The sequence below is a fragment of the Lacinutrix sp. Hel_I_90 genome, assembly GCF_000934685.1.
Lineage (GTDB): Bacteria > Bacteroidota > Bacteroidia > Flavobacteriales > Flavobacteriaceae > Lacinutrix.
In genome coordinates, this window is sequence record NZ_JYNQ01000001.1 from 230,776 (window position 1) to 246,957 (window position 16,182).

The following is a 16,182-nucleotide window of genomic DNA, read 5'->3' on the forward strand; positions in this document are numbered from 1 at the left end:
AGATGAAAAATTTAAATTATACTTACTTACTAATTTTAGCTGTTTTATTAATGATTTCTTGTAGCGATGATTTTGTAGATGTCACATCTCCAAATGAAAATTCAGAAGATTATTTTAATTCAGAAGAAGACTATCAAAATGCATTAATTGGGGCTTACGATTTATTACAGTCTACCTATCTTAATGTTATGATTGGTGAAATAGCATCAAATAACACCTTGGCTGGTGGTGAAAATGCTAACGATGTACCAGGTGTTCAACAAATAGATGATATGATCCATACACCAAATAACGCACAATTACGTGATATTTGGGGCTGGATGTTTTCTGGAGTCAATCGCGCCAATTACATTCTAGAGTTTAAAGATAAAACAGACTTTAGTGGAAAAGCAAATGTTTTGGCACAAGCTAAATTTCTCCGTGCTTACTATTATTTTGAACTTGTAAAGTGGTTTGGCGATGTGCCCTTGGTTGTAGATCAGCGTATACTTTTTGGGACTGAGTTTGATGTGGATCGCACACCAAAAGCACAAGTCTATGCGCAGATAGAAATAGACTTATTAGCTGCAATAGATGATTTACCAGCTGTACAAACAGAAACGGGTAGAATAACTAAAGGTGCTGCACAAGCGCTTTTGGGTAAAGTGTATTTATTTCAAGATAAATTCCTTGAAGCTTCAGGAGTATTAGAAACACTCATTACTACAGGACCTTACGACCTGGTTACCGATTACAGCACCATGTTTGAAAACGATAATGAAAATAATATAGAATCTGTTTTTGAAGTGCAATATATAGACACAGAAGGGGCCGGTTTTAGTTGCTTACAATGTAGTGAAGGTAATGTGGCTGTTGGTTTTAATGGCATAAGAAATTACTCTGGACCGGATTTTGAATCTGGTTTTAGCTTTAACGTGCCTACACAAGAAGCATATAATGCGTTTGAAACAGATGATTTAAGGCGTGATGTAGCCATTTTAGATATTGAAGCTTGGTCTACAAGTACAGGAGCAACGTATGGTACAGGCTATGAACATACGGGCTATTTTAATAGAAAATACATTCCGCGTGATGACGATTCAAATTTAGGGGATGCTAATCTTACAAATCCAAATAATTATAGAGCGATTCGCTTTGCAGATGTCTTACTAATGGCAGCAGAAGCATATAATAGAGGAAATATTAGCGATGCTCAAGCGCTTATTTATTTAAACAGAGTAAGAGAACGAGCTTTTGGCAATATGACAAATAATGTTACAGTTACAGGGCCAGCGCTAACAACAGCAATCTATAATGAGCGTCGTTTAGAGTTGGTGGGTGAAGGGCATCATTTTTTCGATTTGGTAAGAACTGGCAGAGCAGCTGCAGAGATTGACGGATTTGTCTCTGGAAAACATGAATTATTTCCAATTCCATCTATAGAAATAGCACTAACAGGAAATCGTTGGGTTCAAAATCCAGGATATTAAAATTAAAAAAAAGAAAAATGAAAACATTAAAACACCTCTTTTGTTTCTTTTTAATTACAGCAACCTATTTTGCTTGTAATCAAGATGACGACAATACTGATTTTATAAATGAAGTGCCAGCACCTACAAATGTTTCTGCATTAGTAACAGTGACTCAAGATAATACTGGATTGGTAACGATAACACCTCTTGGTGAAGGCGTAACTACTTTTGTAGTAAACTATGGCGATGGTTCAGAGAATAATTCTGAAATTTTACGCCCTGGATATAACACCCAGCATACTTATGCCGAAGGCGTATATTTAATAGCAATTACTGCTACAGGAGTAAACGGCAAAACGACTACGGTTACTCAAGAAATTGTCGTGTCTTTTCAGGCACCTCAAAATTTAATGGTAACTATTGAGAATGATAGTAATGTCTCTAAACAAGTTAATGTTACAGCTTCTGCAGAGTTCGCTTTATCTTATGAGGTAGATTTTGGAGAACTTGGGTCTACTCCTATAATGGGAAATATTGATGATACCGTTTCTTACACATACCAAGAGCCAGGCACGTATACCATTACTGTTACTGCATTTAGTGCAGCTGTTGAAACAACATCTTATAGCGAAGCGTTTTTAGTTACAGAAATTTTAGCGCCTCTAAATCCAGCACCTACACCTCCAGCTAGAGTAGATAGTGATGTGGTTTCGGTATTTAGTGATGCATACACAGATGTAACTTTAGATGAATTACCAACAGTATGGTCTTCCTCAGGTTTTGAGGCTACTACTGTGGAGAGTGATAATATTTGGAAACTTACAACTTTAGATTTTCTAGGTATTGTTACTAATTATGCTAACGGTATTGATGTTTCTGCTATGGAGACATTACATATAGATTATTGGGTACCATCTGGTACAACAAATGAATTATTCGTAAAAATAGTAAATACTGTAGATGGAGGCGAAGATATTGAATCTTTAGGAACTACGGTTGGCGGTTCTTGGCAGAGCATAGATATTGATATGACGGTTTTCGATGATGGAAATCTGGCTAATAAAGAAAAAATCACACAGTTAATTATAGATTCAGACGGTGTTGCTGATGTGGTGTATATAGATAATTTTTATTTCTACAAATTAGCTTCAGGACCATCACCGTTAATAGGAACATGGAAAATGGCGCCAGAAGCAGGAGCTTTAGGAGTAGGACCAGCACCAGGGGATATAAGTTGGTTTGCTTGTGATGCCGCTTGTGTAACAGATAGAGCTTGTTATTTTGATGATACTTATGTTTTTGGAGCAAATGGTTCGTTTACAAACGTTTTAGGAACAGATACTTGGATTGAACCATGGCAAGGAGGAAATGATGCTTGTGGTACGCCTGTGGCGCCTTATAATGGAGTTACAGCATCGTTTACTCACAATGAAACCGCAGGAACGGTTACTTTGAATGGAACGGGTGCCTATATAGGGTTGCCTAAAGCAAATAATCAAGGAGAATTACCAAATGTTCCCGTACCCAATGCGATAACTTATACGGTTACTTTTATTGATATGGATACGATTAGTGTTTACGTAGAATCTGGTGCTGGTGTATTCTGGCAGTATAAATTAGTAAGAGAAATTCCAACGACCAACTCTCCGTTAGTCGGAACTTGGCAAATGGCACCAGAAGCAGGATCGCTTGGCGTTGGTCCAGCACCAGGTGATACAAGTTGGTTTGCTTGTGATGCCGCTTGTGTAACAGATAGAGCTTGTTATTTTGATGACACCTATGTTTTTGGAGCAAATGGTTCATTTACTAACGTTTTAGGAGTAGATACTTGGATTGAACCATGGCAAGGAGGAAATGATGCTTGTGGTACACCTGTAGCACCACATGATGGGAATACTACTGCGACATTTATTCACGATGAAACAGCAGGAACAGTTACGATAAATGGAGTTGGTGCTTATTTAGGTTTGCCTAAAGCAAATAATCAAGGAGAACTACCAAATGTTGCCGTACCAAATGAAATAACTTATACGCTTACTTTTATTGATACAGATACGATTAGTGTTTATGTAGAATCAGGGGCTGGTGTATTCTGGCAGTATAAATTAATTAGAAATTAATAAACGAATAAAAGATGAAAAATTTAAAATACTTATTGACTTCACTTTTAAGTGTTTTGTTAATAATAACAAGTTGTCAAGACGAAGACATTACATTTGGAGACATTACTACGCCTTCAAATATCCAGATAGAAATAGATATTGTTGGAGCTGACACTAGTAACCCTAATGGGGATGGAAGCGGCGTTGTGAATTTTGTTGCTACCGCAGACAATGCAACCGCCTATCAATTTGTTTATAATAACGCGGTGTCCTCTGCTCCGGCAGGATATAAAACGTATAGTTTCGCAAACTTAGGACTAAATACCTATACAGTATCGGTTATTGCATTTGGTACCGGTGGCGCTTCATCAACAGAGGTTATTGAGGTCGAAGTATTGTCTTTATACGAACCACCGGCAGAATTAATTACTTTACTAACTGGAGACAGTTCTAGAACGTTTAGAATTAAAAGTGAGGCTCCCAGTCATTTTGGGTTAGGTGCTATTGATGGTGACCTTAATGGTTTTTTTGCCGCTCCTCCTAATGATAAGGCAGGTGTGGGTATGTACGATGACCGTTACACTTTTAATATAGATGGTACCTTTACACATAATGTAGATGGTACAAATGATGACCCTGTAAATGACCCTACAGGAACCGTTTTTGGACGTGATGGACTCATAGATCAACTAAATGGTAGTGGATCTGGTACTGTAAATGGAGCGGATGTAGAGAATTATCCATACCAAGATTATTCTGAACAATGGACGCTTACTGCACCAGGGGGTACTGAAACTATAAATTTAACGGGTATCGGTTTTATAGGGTATTATATTGGAGGTGATCATACTTATGAAATTGAAATGCGCAGTGCTAACGAGATGGTCTTAAGAGCAACAGATGGTAATGGTGAATTTGATTGGGGCTTTATCCTAATTGCAGAATAAAAAAAAATAATCAAATGGCATTAAATATAAAATCATTAATTTTTCTATTTTTTTCTTTAACACTACTAACATCTTGGAGTTGTTCAGATGACAGTATAGATTCGGGAAATTCAGACGATAACTCAGTTCCTAATTCAAATGTGGTTCCGTCAAACTTGATACTTACTACTGTACTTCAGGGCGCAGATAGTAATAATCCCTACGGTAATGGTTCGGGTATTGTGAATTTTAATGCGCAAGCTATCGATGCAGTGTCCTATGGATTTGTAATAGATGGGGGAACTGAGGTTCAAAGTACAGATGGAACGCTGCTATACACTTTTAACACTAAAGAAGGAATAGAATATTATAATGTCACTGTTATTGCCTATTCAAGTACTAACGACGCTATAGAGACCTCAGCAAATGTAGCGGTTTCTTATTATATTGGAACGCCGCCAGTTTGGGCAGACGAGTTTTTCCAGACGGGAGCACCTAATAGCGAAAATTGGACGTATGATCTTGGAGCAGGGGGCTGGGGAAATAATGAAGCTCAAACCTATACTAATAATGCTGCTAATGTTATCGTAGAGGACGGCGTATTAAAAATAATGGCTAAAGCAAGTGGTTCTGGCTACACCTCTTCAAGGTTAAAATCAATAGGACTTGTAGAGTTTAAGTATGGCAGACTTGATGTTAGAGCCAAGCTACCATCATCGGCAGGAACATGGCCTGCAATTTGGATGTTAGGCGCTAATTTTCCATCTGTAGGTTGGCCTGCATGTGGAGAGATTGATATTATGGAGCAAACCGGTTGGGATAAAAATAAAACTTTAGGAACTTGCCATTGGCTAAATACGTCTAACTCAAGTTACGCTAGTTATGGTTTGGACACCGCAATTTCAAATGTTTCGTCTGAGTTCCATGTGTATTCTCTGGAATGGAGTGCAAACAGTATTAAAATTTTAGTGAATGATATCCAATTCTTTGTAATGAATAGTGATGGTTCTGCGATTCCAAACACACCTTTTCAAAACGATTTCTTCATAATACTTAATGTAGCAATGGGAGGGAGTTTAGGAGGTGACATACCCTCTAATTTTACGGAAGACCGTATGGAGGTTGATTATATAAGACTATTTCAATAATGAAAATAACACGACAACTACTATTTTTTTCTTTTGTATTTCTGCTCTTTACTTGTAAAGAACAAAAGCAGGAGCCTCTAGTTATAAATGGAAAAGATAAGGTCTACGACACCGAAATTGAAGATAAAGTCAATCAATTGTTATCTAGAATGACTTTAGAAGAAAAAATAGGGCAAATGAATCAGTATAATGGGTTTTGGGACTTGACAGGGCCAGAACCAAAAGCGGGTGCCGCGGCCAAAAAATATGAGCACCTTAGAAAAGGTTATGTTGGTTCGATGCTTAATGTGCGTGGCGTTAGTGAGGTGCGTAAAGTTCAAAAAATTGCCGTTGAAGACTCTAGGTTAGGGATTCCGCTAATTATAGGTTTTGATGTTATTCACGGCTATAAAACGCTAAGCCCAATTCCATTGGCAGAATCTGCTAGTTGGGATTTAGAGGCCATAAAAAAGTCTGCACAAATGGCAGCTGAAGAAGCTTCCGCAGCAGGAATTAACTGGACGTTTGCTCCAATGGTCGATATCTCTAGAGATGCCCGTTGGGGACGTGTGATGGAAGGGGCAGGAGAAGATACTTTCTTGGGTTCTAAAATTGCTGAAGCAAGAGTTCGAGGTTTTCAAGGAGACGATTTATCTCAATTTAATTCTATTGCAGCTTGCGCCAAACATCTTGCAGCTTATGGATTTGCTGAGTCTGGTAGAGATTATAATACTGCTGATATTGGTACTTCTACATTGCACAATGTCGTACTACCGCCGTTTAAAGCAGCAAAAGATGCTGGTGTTAGAACGGTTATGAATTCTTTTAATGAACTTAATGGCATACCGGCAACTGCAGACGAATACTTACAACGTGACATTTTAAAAGGAAAGTGGAATTTTGATGGTTTTATAGTTTCAGATTGGGGATCAATAACCGAAATGATAGCACATGGTTATGCAAAAGATGGAAGTCATGCGGCAGAACTGGCAGTAAAGGCAGGTTCCGATATGGACATGGAATCCTACCTCTATGTTGAAGAATTAGCCCAATTGGTTAAAGAAGGTAAAGTGAAAGAGTCGCTTATAGACGACTCTGTACGCCGTATATTACGCGTTAAATACGAGTTAGGCTTATTTGATGATCCTTATAAATATTGCAATGAAACCCGGGAAAAAGAAGTCATAGGAAGCGAAAAAATACATGCAGCATCCTTAGATATGGCTAAGAAATCAATTGTTTTGCTTAAAAACGAAAAGAATTTACTTCCGCTTAAAAAGAAAGGTCAGAAAATAGCCTTAATAGGCGCCCTAGCTTCAGATAAAACGAGTCCACTTGGTAGTTGGAGAATTGCAGCCGACGACAGTACGGCAGTTTCAGTTTTAGAAGGCTTACACCAATATGAAGGTAATACAATAACCTATGCAAAAGGAGCAGATGTATCTATTGGCAAATCTCAATTTGCTACCGAAGTAAAAATTAATACAGACGATAAAACTGGCTTTAATGAAGCTATTCAAGCAGCTAAAAGTGCAGATGTTGTAGTTATGGTATTAGGTGAACACGGTTTTCAAAGTGGTGAAGGCCGCAGTAGAACAGAGTTAGGGTTGCCAGGTGTGCAACAAGAGCTATTGGAAGCCATACATAAAGTCAATAAAAATATTGTTTTGGTTTTAAACAACGGGAGACCGCTAACTATTTCTTGGGCCGATGAAAATATTCCAGCCATAGTAGAAGCATGGCAGTTGGGTACAGAAAGTGGTCATGCCATTGCGCAAGTCTTGTATGGAGATTACAACCCAAGTGGAAAATTACCAATGACATTTCCAAGAAATGTAGGGCAAGTACCTTTGTATTACAATTATAAGAGTACAGGTAGGCCAATACTTCCAGCGCCAGATGTTGTGTTTTGGTCACATTATCAAGATCAAGTAAATAGCCCTTTATATCCATTTGGACACGGGTTAAGCTATACTACTTTCAAATATGAAGATATTGCTGTTCAAAATAATTATAATACGACAGGAAAAGTAGAAGTAACTGTTACACTAACAAATACAGGAAAGCTAAAAGGTAAAGAAGTGGTGCAACTTTATATAAGAGATCTATATGCAAGTATTACACGTCCTGTAAAAGAATTAAAAGGTTTTGAATTGGTTGAATTAAATCCTGGTGAATCTAAAAACATTACGTTTACCCTAACGAAGGATGAACTAGGATTTTTTAACAACCAAGGCGAATTTCTCTTAGAACCTGGAGATTTTAAAATCTTTATAGGAGGCAGCTCGTACACCACATTAGAGTCTGAATTTAAAATTGAACCATAGATTTATTTTGAATGACTTAGTAGTTTTATGCTTTTCATCTTTTAAAAAAGGACCTTAAATTATATTTGGTGTTCCTTTTGATGCCGCATCTATAAGTGAAGCCTATTGGACTTTCGTTTTGGGAGATGGCTGGTCCTAGTTTATCTAGAAGGGTGAATAGCGTAAAGCAAGTTTATACTAAGCAGCATACTCCAATTTAGACCGGAATTAGTAATAACCGCAACATTTAACGATAGCGCTTATTTTTGGATTAAATTCTATACCAAAAACAAAATAGCCTTTCAATAGGTAGGTATTGAAACCAAGGTAAAATTACTAATAAGCCAAGGTTCACTTGAATGTGAGCTCACGATAGCATTACTGCAAACTTGCCTTACATGGTGAAATAGCTATCGGTTGGTAAAAAAACGCCGTAAAAGTCATACTACAGACAGCTATAGGCAATCTAAAAACACAAAAGTGACACTATAAAAGTACAGAAAGTGATTTTTATTGCTTATTTCTTGTCTTTTTAAATATATTCTTGCGTTTTCCACTTCTTTTTAATATATATTTTGCCGTATTGGTAATTTTAAGTGTTAAATTTATTGATAATTCATTCAGATTACTTGACCGCTTCTACGTTGAGAATAATCGAGGTTAGAATTATTTCTGACCACTAAAAAAAGGCACAATGAAAAAAAACGTTGTAGGAATAGCATTTCTCTTTTTAACTTCTTTCTTATTTGCACAAGTAGATAAGGTAGCTGTTTTAGAAAGTAAAGACGGAATGAAATTAGTAGTCAATGGTAAAGACTTCATGATTAATGGTATGAATTGGGATTATATTCCAATAGGAACAAATACGGTTAATGCAGCATTTTGGAAAAAATCAGATGCGGTTATAAAAGCTGGACTCGATACCGAAATGTCGCTTCTAAAAAACATGAATGTAAATGTAATTCGACAATATACCGGGGTGCCTGCAAAATGGATTAGGTATATCTATGAAAACTATGGTATTTACACGATGCTTAATCATTCTTTTGGTAGATATGGGTTAACACTCGATGGCGTTTGGACGCCAGTTACCGACTATTCTGAACCACGTACACAAGAATTCTTGTTATCAGAGATTGACCAATTAGTCAGCGACTATAAAAACACCCCAGGACTTTTACTTTACTTGTTAGGGAATGAAAATAATTATGGTTTGTTCTGGGCAGGAACTGAAACAGAGGATTTTCCTGATGATGAAGAGGAAAGAAAATTTGTTGGCGAAAAAAGAGGAAGACCAATGTACAGGTTAATGAATGAGGCTGCAAAAAAAATAAAGGCAACAGATACATCACATCCAATAGCGATATGTAACGGAGATGTTTTATTCATAGATATTATTGCTGAAGAATGTAAAGATATTGACATCTATGGCACAAATACCTATCGCGGTGTTTCTTTTACAGATATGTTTCAGGTTGTTAAAGAGAAACTAAATATGCCTGTACTGTTTACAGAGTTTGGAGCGGATGCTTTTAATGCGATAGAAAATAGAGAAGACCAAAAATCGCAAGCATATTATCTGCTGGCTAATTGGAAAGAGATTTATCTAAACGCCGCAGGTTTAGGTAACGCTGGAAATTCTATTGGAGGATTTACGTTTCAATTTAGTGACGGCTGGTGGAAGTATGGTTTTGACGATAGAAAAAATGCAGCTATACACGATAATAACGCCTCGTGGTCTAATGGCGGTTATACAATAGATTTTGTCGCGGGAGAAAATAACATGAACGAAGAGTGGTTTGGTATCACAGCAAAAGGGCCAACAAATGAAAGCGGTTTATATGAACTCTACCCTAGAGCAGCTTATTATGTTTTGAAGGAAGCGCATCAATTAAATCCATATGGTGAAGGTGTTACAGCCGCATTTATAACTAATTATTTTAGCACTATCGAAATTATCGACGCTGTACTAAAAGCGAGAGGCGATAAGGCTGCTCTGGGAGAAAATAAAGATAAAATTCGCATTAGTAATTTAAGAGCAGAATTTACAACATATAATACAGGAGGAAGCCTAATAACAACCCCAGAGGATGCCAATCCAGATGAGCGCGTGTTTCCAGACGAACTTGGGTTTGATCACATGCAATCTTATTTTATAGGTGTAGAAGGAAACCCTTCAGTAACCATGAGAGCAGAAGTAAACTTTAATGTTGTTGGCAATGTTGCTGAAAATCCTATCGATGAGATTTTTTATGAGAATAGAGCACGAGGACGTACCGTGTTTTCAGAGGAAGGAAACTTAGAATTAACAGATGTTAATCGGGTTCAAGTCTATAATGCTTCCTATGAATGGAATGCTAAAGCATTCGATTTAAGAGGGTTTTATAGAAAGGGACATTACCATTGGGGCTATGAAGGTGATTTTTTTGGCTTATACCCCGAAGCAAATTATGGACCTAATCTAGATATTTATAACGGAGAAATTTTAGGTTTCGAGATGGATGGCAAAAAAACGTTTGATGGCCTAAAAGCGGCTTTTGGACCACAACTCTGGTGGGGAGCAAATCCAGCGGTACTTTTAAAATATACTACAAAAGTTGGAAAATTTGATATTACGGGGGTTTACCATGATGACATAGACGATGTTGGTGAAGCGGTAACTTCTATTGCTGTGCCTTTACCTAAAACACGACGCGCGACATTACATGTTAAACGAGATTTTGACCAAGTTAGTGTCGAAATTGGAGGTATATGGGGCGGTCAACCTTTGAATGGAAGAGTCTTTCAGATTGCGAAAGGAGCGCCAGGCAACTATATTATTTATACCGATAAAATTAATACAGAAGATAATTGGGGTGCAAAAGCGAAAATCACCTATCAAAAAGGTGCTTTCAATATGTATGTCCAAGGTGCCGTACAAGGATTAGTTGCTAGAGGTGGTGCAGACCAAACACAAACCTTTACAGGTTGGAAACTTAAAGATAGTGGAAGCGGAAACCAAACGAATGTGCTTTCTGGTTTCACTTATACTTTTGGGGAGTTTCAAATCGCACCAAATTTTTTATGGCAAAAACCAATAGTGGATGCCATGCCAAATGATGTTCAAGCACCTGGAAGATTAAGAAATATTCAAGATGATCCTTTTGCCGTTAGAGCCAATAGAGAGACAACAGCAGGAGAGCTATTGCTTACATACGATCCAACGCCTGGTACTTGGATGTATGAATGGGATAATGATAGAATAGAAGATGCAGAATTTGCCATGAATTTAGGCTTTGTCTTCCGGCATCACCCTACAAATCAAGATGCTGCCATTGGATTTTTAAGGAATCGTACCTCCTTTGCTTTTACAAATTCCGCGCCTGCAAAAGATTTATGGGAAGTGCATTCTCGTTTAGTTTCTAAAGCAAATCCAGACCTGGGAATCATTGCAAACCTTTATGGGGGTAACGCACAAGCTAATGGTAGTGATCCAAGAGTAATAGAGCGTTTTGGTGGTGATGTGAGAATGATTTACAAAAAAATGAAGGTAGTCTATCAGGCAAAGTTTAATGATTGGGGACCTTTTGATTATCATCGTGATTTTAACCTAACCTATCCGCTACAGTTCATGTTAGATATTTCAACAACACTTGGTAAACCAGATTGGTTCATTCTGCCTAACACAAGTATTGGTATTCGTGGTACTTGGAGGACTTTAGATCAATACTCACCAAGATATGCACCAACAGCGGTGTCGCCAAATACATTTCCTACAGTACCGGTTTTAAGTCCCGTTGGGTTTGATAATGGAAACGAGTGGGAGATAAGAACATACATACACATCAACATAGGAAAATAAAAACGATAATGAAAACTAGAAAAAAAAGTCATTTAAAAGGTGTCCTGTTAATAGGATTGATTTTTATTACAGTTAACAGTTGTGAAAGAAGTCTTTCAGACGAGGCAGAATTTGCAACATACCAAAACACTTCTGGAATTTTTATTGATGGATTTGTAGGTGGTTTAGACTACTTTCCTTTTTCGGGTTCGTTTGCAGAAGCATTTTCTGTAGATACCAATGAAAAATATTTAGGCTCTGCATCTATGCGCTTTGATATCCCACAATTTGGTGTGGGTTATGGAGGTGCAACCTTCCCAAGTACTTCGCCTAGAGATTTATCAAGTTATGATGCCTTAACGTTTTGGGCCAGAGCATCACAAGGTGCAGATATAAACGAAATTGGTTTTGGAATCAATGGAGATACAAACGATAAGTTTAAAGTGACATTGCAGAATTTGCCCTTAACAACATTATGGACCAAATACGTTATTGCGATACCAGATGCTTCAAAATTAAATCAAGAAAAAGGCATGTTTTGGTATGCAGAAGGTGCAGAAAACGCAACGGATGAAGGGGGTTATACATTTTGGATTGATGAACTAAAATTCGAAAAGTTAGGCACTATTGCTCAATCACGTCCAGCAATTTTAAATGGTGTTGATACAGAACAGCAAACGTTTATAGGTACAGATATAATACTTACTGGGCTTACTCAAACGTATAACTTAGCCTCCGGTATGAATCAAACAGTATCTTGTGCGCCGTCATATTTTACATTCTCTTCATCTAATATTGATGTGGCTATTGTAAATGAACGTGGTGTAGTCTCTATTATAGGAACGGGTACAGCAACCATTACAGCCAGTTTAGGTGGTGTTCTAGCCCAAGGATCTTTAACCCTAGAATCATCAGGTGCTTTAGCCACTGCTACAGTACCTACTTTGCCAGCGAGTAATGTTATCTCTGTTTTTAGTAATGCCTATAATAGTGTTCCTGTTGACTTTTTTAATGCGGATTGGGAGGGGTCAACAACGCAAACTACCAATATTAATGTAGGTGGTGATGATATTAAATATTATACACAAAATAACTTTGTAGGTATTGGGTTTGAAAATCCAACCATTAATGCCACAACGATGACTCATATGCATATAGATATTTATACTGAAGACGTTATTAGTGGCAATTTTGAAATACAAATTAGAGATCGAGGTTCTAACGGACAAATTGATTCTGATGGTAATGGCTTCCCAACGGCAGATGATAAAGATTTAAGATATACTGTTAGTAGCATACCACAAGGTGAATGGACTTCAATTGACATCCCGTTAGAAGGTAATTTAGCTACGCAAAAAAACAATTTAGCACTAATTGTTTTTGTTGGAGGGGTAGCTAATTTTTATATAGACAATATTTATTTTTATAATTAAAGAGGAGTATTAAAAAGAATAAGCAATGAACTATAAAATCAGTAATAAAATAAGTTTTGTCAGAGGTGTTATTTTGTCTTACATCGTTGTGTTAGGTTTTTCGGTGATATCATGTTCAACAGATGAAACTCAAGTGGTCGCCAATTTTACCAATCTGGTGATGTCCGATGAATTTAATACTGATGGTGCTCCAAATAACTCAATTTGGACCTACGAGATTGGAACAGGGGCCAATGGTTGGGGAAATAATGAAGCGCAATATTATACCAATAGAACAGAAAACATTACCGTAGAAAACGGGTATTTGTTGATTACCGCTAATCAAGAAGACTTTAACGGGGCATCATATACTTCAGCAAGAATAACTACCCAAGGTTTATTTGAGCAAGCTTATGGCCGTTTTGAAGCACGAATAAGAGTACCCTATGGAAAAGGATTATGGCCTGCTTTTTGGCTCTTAGGTAATGATTGTGAGACTAACATTTGGCCGCAATGTGGTGAAATAGACATTATGGAGTATTTAGGAGATAATCCCAATACTATTTTTGGAAGTGCTCATGGTCCAGGTTATTCCGCTGGTGAAGCAGTAACTAAAAACTATGTTTTAGAAAATAGCCGTTTTGACACAGGTTTTCATGTATTTGGTATAGAATGGACACCAGAGTATATAAATTATTATGTGGATAATGCTTTATACCAACAAATAACACCTGATGACGTCCCTGGAGAATGGGTATTCAATCATCCATTCTATATTATTTTAAATGTAGCAGTAGGCGGTGACTTTCCTGGCCCTCCTAACGCAGAGACTGTTTTTCCACAAACGATGCTTGTAGATTATGTGCGAGTATATCAGCAATAATAATTACTAAAAAAAAGAATAATGAAACAGCTAATTAAAAAATCAAAAATATTTGTCATACTGATTTTGGCGATTTCCTTTATAGGGTGCGAAGATGATGATGACAATTTACCAGTGGTAACTGCGGGGTTTACGCACACTATCAGTCAAACAGGTGTGGTTAGATTTATTAATACCTCTACAAACGCTGATAATTATTCATGGGATTTTGGAGATGAATCAACTTCTACAGAAATAAATCCAATTAAAATATATTCCCCAGGTGTCTATACCATTATTCTTACGGCATCTAATGTTGCTGGCGCTTCAGATACCTATGAAGACACAATAATGATTTTAGATTCGGAGATTCCATTAATTACTTTAATAGGGGATGCTACAATAAATTTGACCTTAGGAGATACTTTTACAGATCCTGGAGCGACAGCTTTTGATGAAGTCGATGGGGATCTTACTGCAGATATTATTGTTGGAGGTGATGTAGTAGACACGTCTGTGGAAGGCACCTATGTTATTACCTATGACGTTACCGACGCTCAAGGCAATGAAGCAATTCAAGTGACAAGAACTGTTAATGTTTCGGCTATAGTATGTACTCCAGAAACTTCAGAATCAATAGCAGCTGCAACTCTAAATATTACGTTCCAAACCAATACACCAGCAGTCTTTGAAGATAATACAACGTTTACATGGATAGATAATCCAGATCCAGGAGGACCAGTAAACACCTCATGTAAAGTAGGTCAAGTAATTAGAGCAAATAACTCTCCTTATGATAATATACAAATTGATCTGGTGGATAAATTAGATTTTAATACTTCTGAAGGAATAAAAATGAAAGTATGGTCTCCAGTGCCAAATACGCCAGTTTTACTAAAATTAGAAGAGATTGGTAATGGTGGCAACTTCGTAGAGGTACTAGCGACTACCTCTATTGTTAATGGTTGGGAGGAACTAACTTATGATTTTCCAGCGACAGCGACCCCACAATTTAATAAAATGGTAATCTTTTTCAATTTTAATGTTGCTGACGGAAGCACCTATTACTTTGATGATTTAATGGTTTATGGAGGGGGTACCGGAGGCGGATGTGTTCCAGAAACGACAGAATCAATAGCTGCTAATACTCTAAATATTACCTTCCAAAGCAATACACCTGCAGTCATTGAAGATAATACAACGTTTACATGGATAGATAATCCAGACTTTAATGGTTCAATAAACACCTCTTGCAAAGTTGGTGAGGTTATAAGAGCAAATAATTCTCCTTATGATAATATTCAAATCGATCTGGCAGATAAATTTGATTTTAATACCTCTGAAGGTCTGAAAATGAAAGTATGGTCTCCAGTGCCAAATACACCTGTTTTACTGAAACTAGAAGAAATTGGTAACGGTGGTAACTTTGTAGAGCTACTAACGACTACATCTGTAGTCAATAGTTGGGAGGAATTAACTTTTGATTTTGCAGCAACAGCAACACCTCAATTTAATAAGATAGTAATTTTCTTCAACTTTAATGTAGCCGATGGTAGTACCTATTACTTTGATGATTTAATGGTGTACGGATCAGGTAACGGTGGCGGCAATTGTCCTGCACCGCCTGCTGGTGAATTTATTTTAGATGGGGATTTTGAAGCCAATGCAAATTGTTGGGGATTATTTGATAATGGTGGAACAACCACAATATCTACAACAGTTAGTAACGGTGGGGGTACGAATTCAGGACAAATACAAACCGCTACAGGAGCAAATCCGGGTTTAAAACAAGAAAGATTTGGAGTGGGTACAATACAACCGAACACCACGTATGTTGTTACTTTTGATATTAAAGCAGATGCTGCTAATCCATTAGTAGACGGGGCTGTTTTTCAGGTGTTTACGTTTTCTGAACCAGCTGATGGATCTGGACTTTCTGCAACCCAACATGTGCTTATAGCGGGAGATGCAAATTTAGCAACTGCTTGGACACCTAGATCTTATACATTCACTACTGCAGGGAATGTTGATGGTGGAGTATCACTATTATTTGAATTAGTTTGTGGTGGAGCTACAACGTGCGGAGGAACAATTAATATTGATAATGTTTCTTTAACCGCGCAGTAAAAAAACTAAAATTTATATAATACGGTTTTAAACTATTTTTAGGATCGTA

At 37.3% G+C, this 16,182-nt stretch carries 9 protein-coding genes; all 9 read left to right on the forward strand.

What is annotated here, in order from left to right; translation table 11 throughout:
* The first annotated feature begins 2 nt into the window (after nt 1-2).
* The 9 genes from GQ46_RS01030 to GQ46_RS01075 all read left to right on the forward strand — a co-directional run bounded on the left by GQ46_RS01030 (nt 3) and on the right by GQ46_RS01075 (nt 16,133).
* The gene (locus GQ46_RS01030) at nt 3-1,469 is read left to right on the forward strand and encodes a RagB/SusD family nutrient uptake outer membrane protein (protein ID WP_044397555.1); all 1,467 of its coding nucleotides are present in this window, start codon (nt 3-5) and stop codon (nt 1,467-1,469) included.
* A 17-nt stretch (nt 1,470-1,486) separates the two neighbouring features.
* Nucleotides 1,487-3,571 (forward strand): PKD domain-containing protein, encoded by a 2,085-nt coding sequence (locus GQ46_RS16990; protein ID WP_052503367.1) that lies wholly within the window; start codon nt 1,487-1,489, stop codon nt 3,569-3,571.
* A gap of 14 nt (nt 3,572-3,585) precedes the next feature.
* The gene (locus GQ46_RS01045) at nt 3,586-4,500 is read left to right on the forward strand and encodes a hypothetical protein (RefSeq protein WP_044397556.1); all 915 of its coding nucleotides are present in this window, start codon (nt 3,586-3,588) and stop codon (nt 4,498-4,500) included.
* Nucleotides 4,501-4,514: 14 nt separating this feature from the next.
* Nucleotides 4,515-5,627, forward strand: coding sequence for a glycoside hydrolase family 16 protein (locus GQ46_RS01050; RefSeq protein WP_044397558.1), 1,113 nt, complete (start codon nt 4,515-4,517; stop codon nt 5,625-5,627).
* Nucleotides 5,627-7,933, forward strand: coding sequence for a beta-glucosidase BglX (gene bglX, locus GQ46_RS01055; RefSeq protein ID WP_044397560.1), 2,307 nt, complete (start codon nt 5,627-5,629; stop codon nt 7,931-7,933). The genes GQ46_RS01050 and bglX overlap by 1 nt, the downstream gene beginning before the upstream one ends.
* Before the next feature lie 673 nt (nt 7,934-8,606).
* A complete protein-coding gene (locus GQ46_RS01060) occupies nt 8,607-11,753 on the forward strand; it encodes a glycoside hydrolase family 2 TIM barrel-domain containing protein (protein WP_044397562.1) in 3,147 nt (1,048 codons plus the stop codon).
* Between the two features lie 8 nt (nt 11,754-11,761).
* Nucleotides 11,762-13,165 carry a hypothetical protein gene (locus GQ46_RS01065; protein WP_044404342.1) on the forward strand — a complete coding sequence of 468 codons (1,404 nt, stop codon included), beginning with the start codon at nt 11,762-11,764 and terminating at the stop codon, nt 13,163-13,165.
* Between the two features lie 25 nt (nt 13,166-13,190).
* A complete protein-coding gene (locus GQ46_RS01070) occupies nt 13,191-14,027 on the forward strand; it encodes a family 16 glycosylhydrolase (protein WP_044397564.1) in 837 nt (278 codons plus the stop codon).
* A 21-nt stretch (nt 14,028-14,048) separates the two neighbouring features.
* Nucleotides 14,049-16,133 (forward strand): immunoglobulin-like domain-containing protein, encoded by a 2,085-nt coding sequence (locus GQ46_RS01075; protein ID WP_044397566.1) that lies wholly within the window; start codon nt 14,049-14,051, stop codon nt 16,131-16,133.
* Nucleotides 16,134-16,182 lie beyond the last annotated feature (49 nt).

Coding starts and splice junctions, on each gene's coding strand:
- GQ46_RS01030 (WP_044397555.1), top strand. CDS start 3: ATGAAAAATTTAAATTATACTTACTTACTAATTTTAGCTGTTTTATTA.
- GQ46_RS16990 (WP_052503367.1), top strand. CDS start 1,487: ATGAAAACATTAAAACACCTCTTTTGTTTCTTTTTAATTACAGCAACC.
- GQ46_RS01045 (WP_044397556.1), top strand. CDS start 3,586: ATGAAAAATTTAAAATACTTATTGACTTCACTTTTAAGTGTTTTGTTA.
- GQ46_RS01050 (WP_044397558.1), top strand. CDS start 4,515: ATGGCATTAAATATAAAATCATTAATTTTTCTATTTTTTTCTTTAACA.
- bglX (WP_044397560.1), top strand. CDS start 5,627: ATGAAAATAACACGACAACTACTATTTTTTTCTTTTGTATTTCTGCTC.
- GQ46_RS01060 (WP_044397562.1), top strand. CDS start 8,607: ATGAAAAAAAACGTTGTAGGAATAGCATTTCTCTTTTTAACTTCTTTC.
- GQ46_RS01065 (WP_044404342.1), top strand. CDS start 11,762: ATGAAAACTAGAAAAAAAAGTCATTTAAAAGGTGTCCTGTTAATAGGA.
- GQ46_RS01070 (WP_044397564.1), top strand. CDS start 13,191: ATGAACTATAAAATCAGTAATAAAATAAGTTTTGTCAGAGGTGTTATT.
- GQ46_RS01075 (WP_044397566.1), top strand. CDS start 14,049: ATGAAACAGCTAATTAAAAAATCAAAAATATTTGTCATACTGATTTTG.